The organism is Pantoea sp. UBA7232, from assembly GCF_002473195.1.
Taxonomy (GTDB): domain Bacteria; phylum Pseudomonadota; class Gammaproteobacteria; order Enterobacterales; family Enterobacteriaceae; genus Pantoea; species Pantoea eucrina.
In genome coordinates, this window is sequence record NZ_DKTK01000006.1 from 23018 (window position 1) to 40942 (window position 17925).

The following is a 17925-nucleotide window of genomic DNA, read 5'->3' on the forward strand; positions in this document are numbered from 1 at the left end:
TACGTCAGCGGTCGTGAATAACAAGTGCCGGCAAAATATCGATTGCCTTTCCTGACCAGCGCGGCAAGATCGCGCCTGTGATTCATTACAGAGAAACCATTATGTCAATCTGGGTCGATGCTGACGCCTGTCCGGTGGTCATTAAAGAGGTACTTTACCGCGCTGCCGAACGGACAAAAGTGACGGTGACCTTTGTCGCTAACCAGCCGCTGCGCGTGCCGCCTTCACCCTTTCTGAAGACGCTGCAGGTCGCGGCCGGTTTTGACGTGGCGGACAATGAAATTGTGAAGCGCGTGCAGCCCGGAGAGCTGGTGATCACCGGCGACATTCCGCTGGCGGCGGAAGTGCTGGAAAAAGGGGCTGCCGCGCTGAATCCGCGCGGCGAGCGTTACTCGCCTGATACCATCCGGCAGCGCCTGACCATGCGCGATTTTATGGAGACGATGCGCGCCAGCGGCATTCAGAGCGGCGGCCCGGCGGCGCTGAGCCCGCGTGACCGCCAGCTGTTTGCCAACGAACTCGACAAGTGGCTGCGTCAGCGCTGATCAGACAAAGCTGTCATCATCATCAAAGCCGCCGTTGTCAAAATCATTCAGATCGCTGTTGTCGGCAAAGCTGTTGTCATTCCAGCTGCTGTTGTCACTGAGAAACGCATTGCTGCTGTCGTTGCCGTTGAACGTATCCAGGTTCTCATCCACCTGCGGCAGCGCCGGTTCGTTGATAATATTCACGATCTCTTCCGGCTGCGAGTGATGAAACAGGCTGGTGAGCATATCCGCCATCACCACGCCACCTGCCACGCCCACAGCCGTCTGCAGCGCGCCGCCGAGAAAGCCTGTGCCGCGGGCCGGTGCGGCTGGCTGCTGCGCATACTGCGGGGGCGGGCTGTTCCAGCCAGGCTGCTGCTGCGGTTGCTGCTGACGCGAACCGCCGCCAAATAAACCGGAAAGAAAGCCGCCGCTCTGCTGCGGAGCCTGCTGCTGTGCCTGGTTATTTTCCAGCTCGGTGATGCGGGCATTCAGCTTTTTCAGCGCAGCTTCCTGAATCAGAATCGCCTGAGCCATGTAGTAGGGCGCGTCGGGCTGGTTCTGCAGATGCTGACGGATAAGCTGTTCCGCGCCCGCATCGCGCGGGCCACTCTGCTCACCGGCCTGTTTTAACCGGCTAAAGAGATTTTCAATGAGTTGCTGTTCCTGATTTTGCATGGTGAACCTCCGTTGGCGTTAAGGCTATCTATATGCGGGCAGGGGGCGCGAAAGTAAATCACTGACGTGGTAAGCAAATGTTGCCCGCGTACACCGCCCGGGTAATGCACAAAATGCGCATGATTTTTCGCTGTAAATTCAGTGAGCTAATTATAGCAGCCGCCAGAGTGCGCGTATTTTGTGCTTCGAAACTGGCTGCTGAAATAAAATCCGGATATTATGCGACGCATTATTGACCTGATCGCCTGCCGGCGCGGCAGAGCACGGCGGAGAATAAGCCCGGATGTCATTACCCATCTATCTTATCGGCGCACGCGGATGCGGCAAAACCACTATCGGCCAGGTGCTGGCGCGCATGCTGAATTACACCTTCTTTGATACCGACCACTACCTGCAGCAGGCCGCGCAGCGCAGCGTGGCTGAAATTGTTGCCAGTGAAGGCTGGGAGAGCTTCCGCGCGCGCGAAACTGAGGCGCTGCGCGCCGTCACCACGCCAGCAGCGGTGATAGCCACCGGCGGCGGGATGGTGCTGGCTGAAGTGAACCGCCGCTTTATGCGCGAGCGGGGGCATGCGATCTGGCTCAGCGCACCGGCGGAAGCGCTGGCGAACCGGCTGCAGCAGCAGCCTGAAACCGCGCAGCGGCCCACGCTTACCGGCCAGCCAATTGCCGAGGAGATGGATGAGATCCTGCGCCTGCGCGCGCCGCTCTATCAGCAGGCGGCCCACTATCAGGTTGATGCCATGCAGCCGCCAGAGCAGGTTGCAGAACAGATAATACGTTCGCTCGCGCTGGCCCGCGCCAGCTGATTTTTATCAGAAAACTCCCGCTTTGCTGGCATCAATGCATGCTGGTCTATACTCAGTCACAGGCAGCGGATCGCCACTGCCGTGTGGAACACTGATAAGAGAGGGAAAACGATGCCATCCAGACCACCCTATCCGCGTGAAGCCCGTGTCGTGGCCGTCGAAAAAGGGCCCGAAGGTAAAAAAGTTACCTGGTATGAACTGCGTGCCGATCATCCTAAAGAGAACTCCCTGATCAGCGAGCATGAATCTGAGCAGGAAGCGCAGGACGCGAAAGATCGCTACGAAGATGTGGAAAAAGAATAAGCCGCACTGGCAGGGACGCCAGTGAATTCTCCGCACTCTCCTGAATTTTCCTGCCGCTGCGCCAGCAGCGATTTATTTGCGTGACACCCTGAGGGCTTCCCTTGTAATCTGCTGATAACCTTCATGTGCTGCGAGGAAAAAGCATGCTCAATGTCAGTGATTATTTCGACGGAAAAGTGAAATCGATCGGGTTCAACAGCGTGACCATCGGCCGCGCCAGCGTAGGCGTTATGGCTGAAGGCGAGTACACCTTTGGCACCGGCCAGCCGGAAGAGATGACGGTGGTGAGCGGCGCACTGAAAGTGCTTCTGCCGGGTGAGGCGGAGTGGAAGTGGTATGAGGCGGGCAGCACATTTAATGTCCCTGGCCACAGTGAGTTTCATTTGCAGGTAGCTGAGCCTACCTCCTATCTCTGCCGCTACCTGTAAACGGCGCCAGAGAGACAGAGCTGCAACCTTCAGGCTGCAGCTTTTTTTATGCCTGATTAGCGTGGTGCTTCGCCGCCGAGTGCGTCGGTCAGGCTGGCGATCAGCGCAGCGAGTTCGCCGGTCATCAGCGTAAAGTCAGCGTCAAAGCGCAGAGCGAAATCCTCGCGATCGATATCATCATTCTGTTCACGCAGCGTATCGCTGAATTTCAGGCGCTTTACTGAACCATCATCAGCAATCACAAACTGAATTCGCTCCTGCCAGTCGAGCGCCAGTCTGGTCACCACTTTGCCCGCTTCAATGTGGTTGGCGATCTCATCGGAGATCAGATCCTGCTTCTTGCAGCGGATCACGCCGCCATCTTCCAGCAGCGCTTTCAGCTCCGCCTCATCCATCAGGGCGTAGCCTGCGGGCAGGTCGCCGCCGCGCACCCACTCCGTCAGCGTCAGCTCAATCGGCTTCTCCATGGTCAGCGGCACGACCGGCAGCGAGCCGAGACTTTTGCGCAGCAGCGCCAGCGTATCTTCCGCTTTTTTGGCGCTGGCGCAGTCAACAGCGATCAGGTTATTGACCGTATCGATCCACATAAAGGTCTGGCTGAAACGGCTGAAAGCGCGTGGCAGCAGGCTGTGCAGCACTTCATCTTTCAGCGAATCTTTTTCGGTTTTCTTCAGCTTACGGCTCTGCTCCGCCTCCAGCTTCTCAATTTTGGCATCCAGCGCCTGCTTCACGACCGGTGAAGGCAGAATTTTCTGCTCGGTGCGGGCACAGATCACTATCTGTCCGTTGACCTCGTGGGCCAGCGCTTCCCCGCGGTTACCCATCGGCGATACCCAGCCGGTCTGGGCCATATCCTGACTTCCGCACGGTGAGAACGTAAATGCATCAAGCTGTTTTTCCAGATCGTCTGCGGACAGCGGAAGGTCACGATTCAGACGATAAACCATCATATTTTTAAACCACAACATCGGGATTCCTTACCGTGGGTGCGATCGGGCGCACAAGTCTCAAACAGGGAGCGCGCATGATAGCGAAACCTGCGCCGGGTTTCATTGCCTTTCCCGAATCGCCCCTCTACTGTATCTCCACCCCATGTGAATAATGAGGAATAACCCGTGCGTATCGGTATCGATTTAGGCGGCACCAAGACAGAGGTTATTGCTTTATCGGATGACGGCACGCAGCTGTTCCGTCATCGCGTGAATACCCCGCGCAACGACTACGCTGCTACGGTCGGCGTGATGGCGGATCTGGTTCGTCTGGCCGAAGCGCAGACCGGAGAGCGGGGCAGCGTCGGGGTCGGTATTCCCGGCTCGATTTCGCCCTATGCGCAGCGGGTTAAAAATGCCAACTCCACCTGGCTGAACGGACAGCCGCTGGATAAAGATCTGGCGCAGGCGCTGAGCCGGGAGGTGCGTATTGCCAATGATGCAAACTGTCTGGCGGTCTCTGAAGCCACCGACGGCGCCGGCGCCGGTCAGCCGCTGGTGTTTGCGGTGATCATCGGCACCGGATCCGGCGCGGGGATCGCCATGAACGGCGTGTCGCGTATCGGGCTCAATGGCAACGCCGGCGAGTGGGGGCACAATCCGCTGCCGTGGATGGATGCCGATGAGCAGCGCTTTCAGCAGGAGGTGCCGTGCTACTGCGGCTTACGGGGATGTATTGAAACCTTTGTCTCCGGAACCGGTTTTGCCACTGATTACCAGCGATTAAGCGGGCAGGCGCTCAGCGGTGCGGAGATTATGCAGCTGATTGCGCAGCAGGATCCGCTGGCGGAGCAGGCGATGAACCGCTACGAACAGCGGCTGGCGAAAGCGCTGGCGCAGGTGGTGAATCTGCTCGATCCCGACGTAATTGTGCTGGGCGGCGGAATGAGCAATGTGGACCGTCTGTACCAGACGCTGCCCGGCCTGATGCAACCCTGGGTGTTTGGCCGAGAGTGTGAAACGCCGGTGCGTAAAGCGCTGCACGGTGATTCCAGCGGCGTTCGCGGCGCAGCGTGGCTCTGGCCGCTGGAGGGACAGGCGACGTTATGACTTACGCGGTGCAAAGCCAAACCACGCCGGCTGGGTGCGATCGGGCGGCGGCGGTAGCGCGGCGGACTGGCCAACCAGCTGCCAGGCGCGCAGGCACAGCGCCTCATCTCCCTGCGTCTGGGTAACGGCAAAGCGCCCGCTGGCCTGCCACTCCAGCCGCAGCCAGCACTGTTGTCCGGCGTAGTGCGCCGCATCGCGAAACTGCTGGTTAAGCTGATGCTGAACGCTGCGCGTCCAGTGGCAGGAGGCGCTTTCCGGTGCCACATCCGGCTCGCACAGGTTGCTTAAGGCGGCTGGCGGCGTGGCAGGCGGACGGGCGCAGCCAGTCAGCGTCAGCGCTGCCAGCAGCAGACCGGCTGCGGCGGCGATCAAATTTATTCTCATAACACAACCTGAAAAACGGGAGCCAGCCGCTGAGTCTACCGCGCGCCGGGCGGAAAGCTATGGCATTCCTCTGACTCTCTGCAGAACCAGAATCAGTCGCAGGTTACTCCCCCGGCAGCTGCAGCTTGCTGTATCCCAGACCATTCATTTTCCGCACCCGGATCTGAACCGGGATACGCTCTTTCATCGCCTCAACGTGGCTGATCACGCCGATGGTTTTCCCGCTGGCGTTAAGCGCATCCAGCGCGTCGAGTGCGGTATCGAGCGTCTCAGCATCCAGCGTGCCAAACCCTTCATCAAGGAACAGAGATTCGATGCGGGTTTTGTGGCTGACCAGATCGGAGAGCGCCAGCGCCAGCGCCAGACTCACCAGAAAACTCTCACCGCCCGAAAGCGTCCGGGTATCGCGGGTTGCGTCCGCCTGCCAGGTATCCACCACCTCAAGCTCCAGCTCATCGCTGAGGCGTCGCTGCAGCAGATAGCGACCATGCAGGCGATCGAGCTGACGATTCGCCAGCCAGACCAGATGATCCAGCGTTAACCCCTGCGCAAACCGGCGGAACTTGTCACCTTTGGCTGAACCGATCAGATCGTTGAGGCGGCTTAGCTGCACCAGCTCAGCTTCATCGGCGGCGATCTCTGCCAGCAGCGCCTGCTGCTGCTGACGCAGGTGTGCATCACTCTGCAGCTGCTGCTGCGCTTCTCCCTGCTGGCGCGCGTTATCACGCAGCGCCAGGCGTAATGTCTCCAGCTGCTGGCTGAGATCGGCAGCCTGTTCATCATTGAAGCCAGCGGGACGCTGCTGCTGATGCTGCGCCAGCCGCTGCTCCAGCTGTTCATAAAGAGCAATCTGCTGCAAACGCTGCTGCTCCAGCTGCTGCAGACGGGCGCGCAGCGGCAGCAGCACCTCTTCCGGCAGCAGCGCCGCGTGCAGTGCTGCTTCATCAGCAAATTCGCTCTGCCGCAGCGCCTGGCTGAACTGCTGTTGCGCCTGCTGCAGACGCTCCGTCAGGGCGGCCTGCTGGCTGTACGTCTGCGCCAGCTGACCCTGCAGGCTGTGCAGTCCGCTTTGCGCCTGCTGCCACTGCTGCAGCGACCCTGCCAGCGCCTGCTCCAGCTGCTGCAGTAGCGTGTGCTGCTGCCGGCGCGCCTCCGTTACGCTGCGCGTGCCAAACAGCTGGCTGCGCTGCTGCTGCAGATCCTGCTGCTGCTGCTGCATCAGCGTCAGAGCGTGCTGCAGGCTCGCCTGCTGCTGCTGTTCACGCTGCAGCGTCTGCTGCAGGCTATGCTGCTCGCTCCCCGCTCTGGCAATCTGCGGCTGCAGAGAAGTCAGTAACTGCTCACTCTCTTGCCAGCGCTGCCAGCGCTGCTGCTGTGCAGCGAACCAGCTGGCGCGTCCGGCGGGTTCCGGCAGGCGAAGCTGATGGGCCGCGAGCTGCTCTGTCAGCCGCGCCGCAGCGTGCTGCAGCGCCTGCTGTTCATCTCTGAAACGCTGCTCCAGATCGGCCAGCTGCTGCTGTGCGCTCTCCCGCTGCTGCTGTGCAAGCTGCTGCTCCTGCAGATGCTGCTGCCACCGCTGCTGCTGCTGCAGATGGGCATCTTTAGCCTGCTGCAGCACTGCTGCCGCCTCTTCACGCGCCTGCAGCTGCTGTTGCTCCGTCAGCTCCTGCGCCTCCAGCTGCTGCTGCCAGGCGGTGAACTCTGCATGCTGCGCCGGCGTAAAGTGCAGCCCCAGCGGGGTGCACAGCGCCTGCCACCTGGTATCGATGGTGGCCAGCTGGCGATCCAGTTCAGCCAGCTCCTCTTCCAGCGCCTGCTGCTGCTGCAGAGAGAGTTTCTGCTGTTCGCCCTGTGCCGTGCCTGCCTCTTTCAGCTGCGCCACTGCCGTCTCCAGCGCGGTAAGCCGCTGCTGATTCTCATCCGGCCGGAGCTGCTGATAGTCCGCTACCGCCGGGTGCTGACAGGAACCACACAGCGGGCAGGGGGCGTCAGGCTGTAGTCTGGCGCGCTCATCAGAGAGCCGGGCAATGGTCCGTTCCAGTTCGCACAGGCGACGCAGATCGAGCAGCGCCTGATGCTCGCGCTTCCAGCTGTCGCGCAGTTTCTGCAGTGTCTCTTCACCCTGCAGGTAACTCTGCTGCAGCTGCGTCAGCCGGGCAGCCCGCTGTACGCGATGCGGTTGCAGCGATTGCCACTGCGCGGCCAGCAGCGTCAGCTGCTGACGCGGGGCGCGCTGCTGCTGATAGCGCGCAAGAGCATTGCGCAGATCGGCGCTGCGCTGCTGATTTTCCAGAGAGGTCAGCGCCTGCTCAGCCTGTTCGCGCTGCTGGCGGCTCTCCGTCTCCGCCTGCGCTAATGGCTTAGCCGCCTGTTCACGCGCTGCCAGCGTCTGCTGTAGCTGCGCCAGCTGCTGCTGCTGCCGCTGCTGCTGTCCGGCAAGCTGCGTCGCCGCCTGTTCACGCTCCTCAAGGTGTCCGATATCAGCCTGCCAGCGCGCCAGCTCCGGCCCCCAGCCGGCGGTAGCCGCTTCGCGCGTGCGCCACGCCTGCTGTTCAGCCAGCTGTAGCTGTAAGCGTTCACTCACCTGTTGCTGCTGCTGCAGCGCCTGTTCACTGCGGGCGACCGCCTGCTGCTGCTGCGTCAGCTGCTGCTGCTGTTCACTCAGCTGCTGCGCGGTGCGCGCTATCTGCTGATCGAGCGGCAGCACCTGCTCAGTCAGCAGCGTTTCGAGCTGCTGTCCGGCTTCCACCGCCTCATCGCGCTTCTGCAGCGCCTGCTGATAATCGCGTTCCGCCTGCTGCAGCGTGGTTTCAGCCTGCTGCTGCTGCGCCTGTAGCTGCCGGACCAGCTGCTGCTGTGCATCACTGTCCTGCTGCAGCTGTTCACGCAGCTGCAGTCCGGCGCGCAGCTTCTCTGCCGGCTCGGCGCGCGCCAGCTGCTGGCGCTCTGCGGACGCCTGCTGCCACGCCTGCTCCGCTGCCTGGCGCGCTGCGTCAGCGTCCTGCTGCTCCTGCGTCAGCTGCTGTGCCTGCGCCAGCCACTGCTGCTGCGTCTGCACCTGCGTAAGCTGTGCATTCAGCGCGCGCTCCTCCGCGCTTAAGGTCTCCAGCTGCTGTGTGAGCGACGCCCGCTGCGCCTCATCCAGCAGCGCGATGCCGCCGGCACGGGCGCGCAGCGTCTCAAGCGCGCCGCGCGCCGCGCGCCAGCGTTCAAAGATATGGATGGAGATATCGCCATAAATTTCGGTACCGGTCAGCTCCTCCAGCAGTTCGGCACGCTCGCCGGGCCGGGCGTTGAGAAACGCGGCAAACTGACCCTGTGACAGCATCATTGAGCGGGTGAAGCGGGCAAAATCGAGCCCGGAGAGCGACTCTATGGCTTTCAGCTTATCGCCGACTTTATCCGCCACGATCTGATTATCAGCGACCCGCGCCAGCTCCACGCGCGGCGCCTGCAGCTTGCCGTCAGCCTGACCGCGCGCCCGGTTCTGGCTCCAGAAGGCGCGCCAGGCTTCACCTTTGATTTCAAACTCGACTTCAGCCAGACACTCGGCGGTGTCGCGCGTCATCAGCTGATTCTCACTCTGCGACAGCCCGCCAAGGCGCGGCGTCTGGTGATAGAGCGCCAGGCAGATCGCATCCAGCAGCGTGGTTTTGCCGGCGCCGGTAGCGCCCGTGATGGCAAACAGACCGTTGCTGGCGAACGGCTCCTGGCGGAAGTCGATCAGCCATTCACCGCGCAGCGCGTTGAGATTTTTAAAACGTAGCGTCAGAATTTTCATGCGTGCGGATCCTCCAGGGCGGCCAGCGCGCTGCGAAACAGGCGGGTCAGTCCGTCACTCTGCTGCGCGTCCAGCTCTGACTCCTGTGCCAGGCGACGGGCAAAAACCTCTTCGACTTTCAGTTCGCTCAGCGTCTCATTTGTCAGCCGTTCCAGACTGCGCTGACGCAGCGCGCGGCTGCGGCGCACCAGCAGCACCTCTACCGGCAGCGTGGCCGTGAGCTGTTCAATACGCCGCTGCAGATCGGTGAGGTACTCCTGCGTGGTGATCTCGATATCCAGCCATACCGGCAGCGATCCCTCATAGCGGGCAAACTGTGCCAGCTGCGCCTCAATCTCTGCCATCGAACCTTTTAGCATCTGCATCGGTTGAAAGGCGGGTATGGTCAGCGCGGTTACGCTCTCCAGCGTGCGGCCAAAATCGAGTAGCCAGACGCTTTTATCACGTCCGCTCTCATCAAAACTGAGCGGGATCGGTGAGCCGCTGTAGCGAATATGTTCCGTGCCGGCAATCCGCTGCGCGCGGTGAATATGGCCGAGTGCAATGTAGTCTGCGGGCGGAAACGCCTGCGCCGGAAACGCATCCAGCGTGCCGATATAGATATCGCGTACCGCGTCGCTTTTGGTCACGCCCACGGTAGTGAGGTGGCCGGTGGCGACGATTGGCAGCGGCTCATCCAGCCGTTCTCTTTCTGCCACGGCGGCGCTATAGCAGTGCTGGTAATGCTGCTCGATCGCCTGCAGCAGCGATAACTGCTTGTCGCGACCGGACTGACCGGCCCGACTGCGCAGAATATCGCGCGGGCGCAGATAGGGGATGGCGCACAGCAGCGCGCCCGGCGATCCGTCGCGCTGCGTCAGCGTCAGCACCTGCTGTTCACCGCCGGGGGTAGCGCTGGTGATCACCCGGGTGTTAAGGCAGGCCAGCAGTTCGCGCGACTCATTCAGCGTGGCGACTGAATCGTGATTGCCCGCCAGCACAACCAGCTGACAGCCGCTGGGCTGCAGCGCGACCACAAACCGGTTAAACATTTCACGGGCGTAACTGGGGGGCGAACCGGTATCAAACAGATCGCCTGCCACGATCAGTGCATCAACCTGATGCTCAGCAATTTGCCGGAGCAGCCAGTCAAGAAAAGCCTGGTGTTCGGCGGCGCGACTCTTGCTGTAAAAAAACTGACCGAGGTGCCAGTCTGCGGTATGAATAATGCGCATGGGGTGTCCTGCCTGAAAGCTGGCGGCCAGTATAACGGCTTCGGACACAAAGGAAAAAAGACGTTTTTGCCGGTGCGAGGGTGGTTTTTATCTCTTGCTTACCGGCCGGGTTTTTCATAAAAGTGTCATAAAACTGACGCATAATGACGCCGCATATCCTAGTGACATCCCGTCACACTCGCAGGAGCAATAATGGCCAAGCGCATTTTGGTTGTGGAAGATGAAGCGCCCATCCGGGAAATGTTATGTTTTGTGCTGGAACAGAACGACTATCAGCCTATTGAAGCGGAAGATTATGACAGCGCGATTAGCCGGCTGATTGAACCCTGGCCCGATCTGATCCTGCTGGACTGGATGTTGCCCGGCGGCAGCGGCATCCAGTTTATTAAGCATCTGAAGCGCGAAGCCATGACGCGCGATATCCCGGTCATGATGCTGACCGCGCGCGGTGAGGAAGAGGATCGCGTGCGCGGACTGGAAGTGGGCGCAGATGATTACATCACCAAGCCGTTCTCACCGAAAGAGCTGATGGCGCGTATCAAAGCCGTCATGCGGCGCATCTCCCCGATGGCGGTCGAAGAGGTGATTGAGATGCAGGGGCTGAGTCTCGATCCCTCCTCACACCGCGTGATGTCGGAGACCACGCCGCTGGAGATGGGGCCAACCGAATATAAGCTGCTGCATTTCTTTATGACGCATCCGGAGCGGGTCTACAGCCGCGAACAGCTGCTGAACCACGTCTGGGGCACCAACGTCTATGTCGAAGATCGCACCGTAGATGTGCATATTCGTCGCCTGCGTAAAGCACTGGAAATCTCCGGCCACGATCGTATGGTGCAAACCGTACGCGGAACAGGGTATCGTTTCTCTGCCCGCTACTAAACGGAGCCTGCTACCGTGCTGGAACGCCTCTCCTGGAAGCGATTACTGACCGAGCTGGCGCTGGCCTGTCTGCCTGCGCTGCTGTTCGGCCTGCTGTTTGGTTATCTGCCGTGGTGGCTGCTGGCAGCCGTCTCAGGCGTTCTGGCCTGGCACTTTACTAATCTGATGCGGCTCTCCCACTGGCTGTGGGTCGACCGCTCAATGACGCCGCCCACCGGGCGCGGCAGCTGGGAACCGCTGTTTTATGGCCTCTACCAGATGCAGTTGCGTAACCGCCGTCGCCGCCGCGAGCTGGGAAACCTGATCAGGCGTTTTCGCAGCGGCGCGGAGTCGCTGCCGGATGCCGTGGTGCTCACCACCGAAGAGGGCACCATTTTCTGGTGCAACGGCCTCGCTCAGCAGCATCTGGGGCTGCGCTGGCCGGAGGATAACGGCCAGAATATTCTCAACCTGCTGCGCTATCCTGAATTCTCCCGCTATATCCGCCAGCGCGACTTTGCCCGGCCGCTGACGGTGGTGCTGAATAATCAGCGGCACATGGAGTTCCGCGTGATGCCTTACAGCGAGGGGCAGTGGCTGATGGTGGCGCGTGATGTGACCCAGATGCATCAGCTGGAGGGCGCCCGCCGCAACTTTTTTGCCAACGTCAGTCATGAACTGCGTACGCCGCTCACGGTGCTGCAGGGCTATCTGGAGATGATGGACGATGAGGCGATGAATGCGCGCACGCGCAGCAAAGCGCTGGGCACGATGCAGGAGCAGACCCGACGCATGGACAGCCTGGTGAGGCAGCTGCTGACGCTGTCGCGCATCGAGGCGGCCCCGGCGCTCGATCTCAAAGAGCGGGTTGATGTACCGGCCATGCTGCATCTGCTGCAGCGCGAAGCGGAAACGCTGAGCCAGGGGCGCCATGTTATTCACTTCCATACCGATCCTCATCTGCGCGTACTGGGTAACGACGAGCAGCTGCGCAGCGCTATCTCGAACCTGGTCTATAACGCGGTTAACCACACGCCGGAAGGCACGCATATTCATATCAGCTGGCTGCGCACGCGGCAGGGAGCGGAGTTTAAAGTCTGCGATAACGGTCCCGGCATCAGCGAAGAGCATCTGCCGCGCCTGACGGAGCGCTTTTACCGCGTTGATAAAGCGCGGTCGCGCGCCACCGGGGGCAGCGGACTGGGGCTGGCGATCGTCAAGCATGCGCTGAGCCATCACGGTGCGCGGCTGGAGATCAGCAGCTGGCCGCATCAGGAGACCTGCTTTCGCTTTCTGCTGCCGTCGCGTCTGATTGTGGAAGAGGCCGCGCAGGAGCGGGCGGGGTAATCTGCATTGCGCCGTTTTCGCAGGCTTGCCACAATAGCGCTCTTTTTCTCTCTGACGGCGGCTCCATGCTGAAATCTCTGCTGTTCACACTTCTGCTGCTCTTCTCTGTGCTGGCGCAGGCGCAAAAAGCGATGCTGACCGGCAACCTCAGCAGCGCCGGGTCAGATACGCTGGGTTATCTGATGACGCTGTGGGGGGAAGATTTCAGCCTGCAGGCGCCCGGCGTCAACGTTCAGGTACAGGCGGCGGGCTCTTCGACCGCGCCAACGGCGCTGGCGGCAGGAGCCGCACAGCTGGGCGCGATGAGCCGGCCGATGCAGAACGATGAGCGACAGCTGTTTATTGCCCGCTACGGCTATCCGCCGCTCGCCGTACCGGTCGCCATGGATGCGCTGGTCGTGGTGGTGAACCAGGCTAATCCGCTGCAGCGTATCAGCCAGCCGCAGCTTGATGCGCTCTATTCTGTTACCCGGCTGTGCGGCGGCACGCAGGTTCCGCAGCGCTGGGGCGATACGGGCGTGACAGATGATAAGTGGGCGCAGCGGCGCATCCAGCGCTTTGGCCGCAACTCTGCCTCCGGCACCTGGGGGTTCTTCAAGCAGCAGGCGCTTTGCCGCGGCGATTTTCGCGCTGACGTGGCGGAGTTTCCCGGTTCGGCTGCCGTGGTGCAGGCGGTTGCGACCACGCCAGAGAGTATCGGCTACGCCAGCTTTGGCTTTCATCTCAGCGGTGTGAAGATCGTGCCGATTGTCACCCGGACCGGCGAAAGCATCATGCCCGATGCCGATACCATCCGCAGCGGCCGCTATCCCTGGTCCCGGCCGCTCTATATTTACGTGAACAAACCACCGGGCAAGCCGCTGCCGCCGCTGGTGGCGGCATTTCTGCATCAGGTACTGTCGTCGCAGGGACAGCGGCGGGTGGCGGAAGCGGGCTATTTACCTCTCTCCGATGCGCAAATCTCCGCTGCGCGGGCGGCCATTGAATAAGCAGCAAGCGCGTGCTCAGGAAAATGAATTTTCTTCATGTCTGCTGAAAATTCTTCCGTTGCCCCGCGCGCTGAAGCGTGGCACTCTTTGGACATATAGCCATCCAGATGGCTAAAATAACCAGAAGAAATTATACCTGACCGCAACTACCGGTCTGCAAGGAGAATCTATGCCCGCTCAGCACGCCCCGTTCCGCGCCGATACCGTCGGCAGTTTTCTGCGTCCCGCTGCGATCAAACAGGCGCGCGAACAGCATGCCCGTGGTGAGATTAGCGCTGAGCAGCTGCGCGAAGTGGAAGACCAGGCTATTCGCGAGGTTGTCGCGCAGCAGCGTGCCAATGGCCTGCAGGTTGTCACTGACGGCGAGTTCCGTCGCGCGTGGTGGCACTTCGATTTCTTTGGCGATCTGAATGGCGTAGAGCTGTTCGAAGCGGAGCAGGGGATCCAGTTCAACGGCGTACAGACCAAAGCGCACGGTGTAAAAGTCACCGGTAAAGTCTCGTTTAATCCGGCGCATCCGATGCTGGAACACTTCCGCTTTCTGCAGAGTATCGCCGGCGACGCGGTCGCTAAAATGACGATTCCCAGCCCGAGCGTGCTGCATTTCCGCGGCGGCCGCAAGGTTATCGACGCCACGGTTTACCCCGATCTGGATGCCTACTTTGCCGATCTGGCGCAGACCTATAAAGACGCCATTGCCGCGTTTTATGCTGCCGGCTGCCGCTATCTGCAGCTGGACGATACCGTCTGGGCCTATCTCTGCTCCGGGGAGCAGCAGGAGCAGATCCGCGCACGCGGCGACGATCCGCAGGCGCTGGCCCGCACTTATGCCCAGGTGCTGAACGCGGCGCTGGCAGATAAACCGGCCGATCTCACCGTCGGGCTGCACGTGTGCCGCGGTAACTTTCGCTCGACCTGGATATCAGAAGGCGGCTATGAGCCGGTAGCGGAGATCCTGTTTGGCGGCGTGAATATCGACGCCTTTTTCCTGGAGTATGACAACGAACGCTCCGGCGGATTTGAGCCGCTGCGCTTTATTAAGCCAGGTCATCAGAAAGCGGTACTCGGCCTTATCACGACCAAAACCGGCGCGCTGGAAGATCCTGAACAGGTTAAAGCGCGGCTGCAGGAAGCGGCGCAGTACGTCAGCCTCGATCAGATCTGCCTCAGCCCGCAGTGCGGCTTTGCTTCCACCGAAGAGGGTAATAGCCTGAGCGAAGCGGAGCAGTGGCAGAAGATCCGTCTGGTGGTGGATATCGCTAAACAGGTGTGGTGAGAGTGTAAAGTTGTGCAGACAGGCGCGTAAATCGCGCCTTTTGTGCATCCTGAACCGCACTTATGCAAGAACAACTTTCGCTTTGTCTGAATTTTAAACAAATCATCTGGGGTGTTTAGCGGCTATTTCGCCCATATTCACTGCCTGCATACGCTTATGCGCGATATCCTTCTGGTTTTCCGATCCTGTATTGTCTTTCTCCGCTATAAACGTTTTAATTTGCGCCGTTGTCGATTCATCCCTCTGTGAACAGAAGAAAAGCAGATTAAATCACCTGCGCTGTCTCGATTCGGCCCACATTTCGCACTGGGTAATCCAGCTAAGCCATTGTTATCGCGCAATCAGGGGACAACACAAACTCAACTTCCACCGCAACATCAGCTACAGGCACGACAGAAGTTATGACATACCGTTTAACCTCGAGGGACATCCTTGCGCTGGGCTTTATGACCTTTGCCCTGTTCGTTGGCGCAGGCAACATTATCTTTCCACCGATGGTGGGAATTCAGTCTGGTGAACACGTCTGGGTCGCCGCACTCGGCTTCCTCGCGACCGCGGTCGGCCTGCCGGTCATGACCGTGATCGCGCTGGCGCGCGTTGGCGGTGGCATCGATGCGCTCAGTTCGCCAATCGGTAAAGCAGCGGGTCTGCTGCTGGCGACGGTCTGCTATCTGGCCGTGGGACCGCTGTTTGCGACGCCGCGTACCGCGACCGTTTCGTTTGAAGTCGGTATCGCTCCGCTGACCGGTGACGGCCCGCTGCCGCTGTTTATCTATAGCCTTATTTACTTTGCGCTGGTTATCGGGATCTCCCTCTATCCGGGCAAGCTGCTGGATACCGTCGGGCACGTGCTGGCGCCGCTGAAAATTGTCGCGCTGACCATACTCGGCGTTGCCGCGCTGGTCTGGCCGGCGGGCGGTATTGCGCCTGCGACGGCAGACTATCAGCGCGCGGCGTTCTCTACCGGTTTTGTAAATGGCTATCTCACCATGGATACGCTGGGCGCCCTGGTGTTTGGTATCGTGATTGTGAATGCGGCGCGTTCGCGCGGCGTTGAAGATGCGAAACTGCTGACGCGCTACACCATGCTGGCTGGCCTGATCGCCGGTGTCGGACTGACGCTGGTCTACCTGAGCCTGTTCAAGCTTGGCTCCGGCAGCGCCGGTCTGGTTGACCAGAATGCAAACGGCGCCGCTATTCTGCACGCTTATGTACAGCAGACGTTTGGCAGCATGGGCAGCTTCTTCCTCGCGGCGCTGATCTTTATCGCCTGCATGGTAACGGCCGTTGGCCTGACCTGCGCCTGCGCTGAGTTCTTTGCACAGTATCTGCCGCTCTCGTACAAAGCGCTGGTGTTTATTCTGGGCCTGTTCTCGATGGTGGTGTCAAATCTGGGGCTGAGCCATCTGATTCAGATCTCCATCCCGGTGCTGACAGCAATTTATCCGCCCTGTATCGTGCTGATAGTGCTAAGCTTCACCCTCAACTGGTGGAACCGCAGCGCGCGTATTATTGCGCCAACCATGCTGGTCAGCCTGCTGTTTGGCATTGTGGATGCAATCAAAACCACCAGCTTTAAAGAGATACTGCCGCTGTTCAGCCAGCATCTGCCGCTGGCCGATCAGGGACTCGCCTGGCTGCCGCCTTCGCTGGCAATGATGGTGATTGCTGCCGTCGTGGATCGCGTTAAAGGACCACAGCAGGTAGTCGTCCGGCAGTAAACGACACGGCTGTTCATTCCGACCACGGGCTTGCCCGTGGTTTTTTCATTTTCACAGGACCTGTTTGTTATGCAAGAAACCAACACGCTCAAACGCGGACTGAGCACGCGCCATATTCGCTTTATGGCGCTGGGATCGGCAATCGGTACCGGGCTGTTTTACGGCTCGGCGGATGCTATCAGGATGGCGGGGCCCAGCGTTTTACTGGCCTATATTATTGGTGGCGCGGTGGCCTATATCATCATGCGTGCGCTGGGGGAGATGTCGGTTAACAATCCGCAATCAAGCTCCTTTTCGCGCTATGCGCAGGATTATCTCGGTCCGCTGGCGGGCTATATCACCGGCTGGACCTACTGCTTTGAGATCCTGATTGTGGCGATCGCGGATGTCACCGCATTTGGCATCTATATGGGCGTCTGGTTTCCGGATGTACCGCACTGGATCTGGGTGCTGTCAGTAGTGCTGATTATCGGCGCCATCAACCTGATGAGCGTGAAGGTGTTTGGCGAAGTAGAGTTCTGGTTCTCTTTCTTTAAGGTCGCCACCATTATCATCATGATTGTGGCGGGCTTTGGCATGATTTTCTGGGGCATCGGCAACGGCGGAACGCCGACCGGGATCCATAATCTCTGGAGCAACGGCGGCTTCTTCGCCCACGGTATTGTGGGTATGCTGCTCTCGCTGCAGATGGTGATGTTTGCCTATGGCGGGATCGAAATCATCGGTATTACCGCCGGTGAAGCGGATGAGCCCGCCAAATCGATTCCGCGCGCGATCAATTCGGTGCCGCTGCGTATCCTGGTGTTTTATGTGGGTACGCTTTTTGTCATCATGTCGATCTACCCGTGGAATCAGGTCGGTACCGAGGGCAGCCCCTTTGTGCTGACGTTCCAGCATCTGGGTATCGCTGCGGCGGCGTCAATTCTTAACTTTGTGGTGCTGACCGCTTCGCTATCTGCCATCAACAGCGATGTGTTTGGCGTGGGGCGTATGCTGCACGGTATGGCGCAGCAGGGCCATGCGCCTAAAGTGTTCCAGAAAGTCTCTTCGCGCGGCATCCCGTGGGTGACGGTGGTGGTGATGATGTTTGCGATGCTTATCGCCGTTTATCTGAACTACCTGATGCCGGAAAAAGTCTTCCTGGTGATCGCCTCGCTGGCGACCTTTGCCACGGTCTGGGTATGGATCATGATCCTGCTGTCGCAGATCGCATTCCGGCGCAAAATTGGCAAGGCGCAGGCGGCGCAGCTGCAGTTTGCCGTACCGGGCGGCAGTGCCACCACCTGGGCAGGCGTGCTGTTTCTCGCCTTTATCATTGCGCTGATTGGCTATTTCCCTGATACGCGAATTTCACTCTACGTGGGCTTTGCCTGGATTGTGCTGCTGCTGCTGGCGTGGCCGCTGGTGAAAAAGCAGAAACGCTGAGCGTCAGGCTAAAAAGAAAAGAGTCGCCCTGTGTGGCGACTTTTTTTATGGGAAAAAAAGTATTCGGCGCATCCTGTCGCCGAAAAATAGAACCAAAACGGAAAAATAGGTCAAAACTAAGGGATGATTGACGCACTCAGAATA

At 59.9% G+C, this 17925-nt stretch carries 16 protein-coding genes; 11 read left to right on the forward strand and 5 right to left on the reverse strand.

Features of this window, described 5'->3' with window-relative positions; genetic code table 11:
• The first annotated feature begins 101 nt into the window (after window positions 1-101).
• Window positions 102-545 carry a YaiI/YqxD family protein gene (locus tag B4056_RS03420; protein WP_039382940.1) on the forward strand — a complete coding sequence of 148 codons (444 nt, stop codon included), beginning with the start codon at window positions 102-104 and terminating at the stop codon, window positions 543-545.
• Here B4056_RS03420 and B4056_RS03425 read toward each other — a convergent pair whose 3' ends face one another.
• Complete coding sequence (locus tag B4056_RS03425; RefSeq protein WP_094112117.1) at window positions 546-1205, reverse strand: DUF2076 domain-containing protein; 660 nt, start codon at window positions 1203-1205, stop codon at window positions 546-548.
• 283 nt (window positions 1206-1488) lie between these two features.
• Between B4056_RS03425 and aroL the strand changes: the two genes are divergently transcribed.
• The 3 genes from aroL to ppnP all read left to right on the forward strand — a co-directional run bounded on the left by aroL (window position 1489) and on the right by ppnP (window position 2744).
• Window positions 1489-2013 (forward strand): shikimate kinase AroL, encoded by a 525-nt coding sequence (gene aroL / locus B4056_RS03430; RefSeq protein WP_094112116.1) that lies wholly within the window; start codon window positions 1489-1491, stop codon window positions 2011-2013.
• Between the two features lie 111 nt (window positions 2014-2124).
• The gene (locus B4056_RS03435) at window positions 2125-2316 is read left to right on the forward strand and encodes a YaiA family protein (RefSeq protein WP_039382943.1); all 192 of its coding nucleotides are present in this window, start codon (window positions 2125-2127) and stop codon (window positions 2314-2316) included.
• Window positions 2317-2459: 143 nt separating this feature from the next.
• The gene (gene ppnP, locus B4056_RS03440; RefSeq protein ID WP_288653845.1) at window positions 2460-2744 is read left to right on the forward strand and encodes a pyrimidine/purine nucleoside phosphorylase; all 285 of its coding nucleotides are present in this window, start codon (window positions 2460-2462) and stop codon (window positions 2742-2744) included.
• Window positions 2745-2800: 56 nt separating this feature from the next.
• Here the strand turns inward: ppnP and rdgC are convergent, their stop codons facing one another.
• Window positions 2801-3712: a recombination-associated protein RdgC gene (gene rdgC / locus B4056_RS03445; RefSeq protein ID WP_150017707.1), complete on the reverse strand. Its 912-nt coding sequence runs from the start codon at window positions 3710-3712 to the stop codon at window positions 2801-2803.
• A gap of 147 nt (window positions 3713-3859) precedes the next feature.
• On the opposite strand from rdgC, the gene mak reads away from it, so the two are divergent.
• The gene (mak, locus tag B4056_RS03450; protein ID WP_039382946.1) at window positions 3860-4783 is read left to right on the forward strand and encodes a fructokinase; all 924 of its coding nucleotides are present in this window, start codon (window positions 3860-3862) and stop codon (window positions 4781-4783) included.
• Here mak and B4056_RS03455 read toward each other — a convergent pair.
• The 3 genes from B4056_RS03455 to sbcD form a co-directional block, all read right to left on the reverse strand.
• Window positions 4778-5167 (reverse strand): cell envelope integrity TolA C-terminal domain-containing protein, encoded by a 390-nt coding sequence (locus tag B4056_RS03455; RefSeq protein WP_082032647.1) that lies wholly within the window; start codon window positions 5165-5167, stop codon window positions 4778-4780. The genes mak and B4056_RS03455 overlap by 6 nt on opposite strands.
• A 103-nt stretch (window positions 5168-5270) precedes the next feature.
• A complete protein-coding gene (locus B4056_RS03460) occupies window positions 5271-8948 on the reverse strand; it encodes an AAA family ATPase (RefSeq protein WP_288653846.1) in 3678 nt (1225 codons plus the stop codon).
• On the reverse strand, window positions 8945-10162 hold the full coding sequence (gene sbcD, locus B4056_RS03465) for an exonuclease subunit SbcD (protein WP_113654939.1): 1218 nt from the start codon (window positions 10160-10162) through the stop codon (window positions 8945-8947). Before sbcD ends, B4056_RS03460 begins: the two co-directional genes overlap by 4 nt.
• 192 nt (window positions 10163-10354) lie before the next feature.
• Here sbcD and phoB point away from each other — a divergent pair, with 192 nt between their 5' ends.
• The 6 genes from phoB (at window position 10355) to proY (ending at window position 17781) form a co-directional block, all read left to right on the forward strand.
• On the forward strand, window positions 10355-11044 hold the full coding sequence (gene phoB, locus B4056_RS03470; RefSeq protein ID WP_039382949.1) for a phosphate response regulator transcription factor PhoB: 690 nt from the start codon (window positions 10355-10357) through the stop codon (window positions 11042-11044).
• Between the two features lie 15 nt (window positions 11045-11059).
• The gene (gene phoR / locus B4056_RS03475; RefSeq protein WP_071668615.1) at window positions 11060-12370 is read left to right on the forward strand and encodes a phosphate regulon sensor histidine kinase PhoR; all 1311 of its coding nucleotides are present in this window, start codon (window positions 11060-11062) and stop codon (window positions 12368-12370) included.
• Window positions 12371-12438: 68 nt separating this feature from the next.
• A complete protein-coding gene (locus B4056_RS03480; protein ID WP_108569736.1) occupies window positions 12439-13359 on the forward strand; it encodes a PstS family phosphate ABC transporter substrate-binding protein in 921 nt (306 codons plus the stop codon).
• Between the two features lie 169 nt (window positions 13360-13528).
• A complete protein-coding gene (locus B4056_RS03485) occupies window positions 13529-14635 on the forward strand; it encodes a cobalamin-independent methionine synthase II family protein (RefSeq protein ID WP_113654937.1) in 1107 nt (368 codons plus the stop codon).
• 401 nt (window positions 14636-15036) lie between these two features.
• The gene (brnQ, locus tag B4056_RS03490) at window positions 15037-16356 is read left to right on the forward strand and encodes a branched-chain amino acid transport system II carrier protein (RefSeq protein ID WP_039382952.1); all 1320 of its coding nucleotides are present in this window, start codon (window positions 15037-15039) and stop codon (window positions 16354-16356) included.
• A 69-nt stretch (window positions 16357-16425) separates the two neighbouring features.
• A complete protein-coding gene (gene proY / locus B4056_RS03495; RefSeq protein WP_039382953.1) occupies window positions 16426-17781 on the forward strand; it encodes a proline-specific permease ProY in 1356 nt (451 codons plus the stop codon).
• The last annotated feature ends 144 nt before the right edge of the window (window positions 17782-17925 follow it).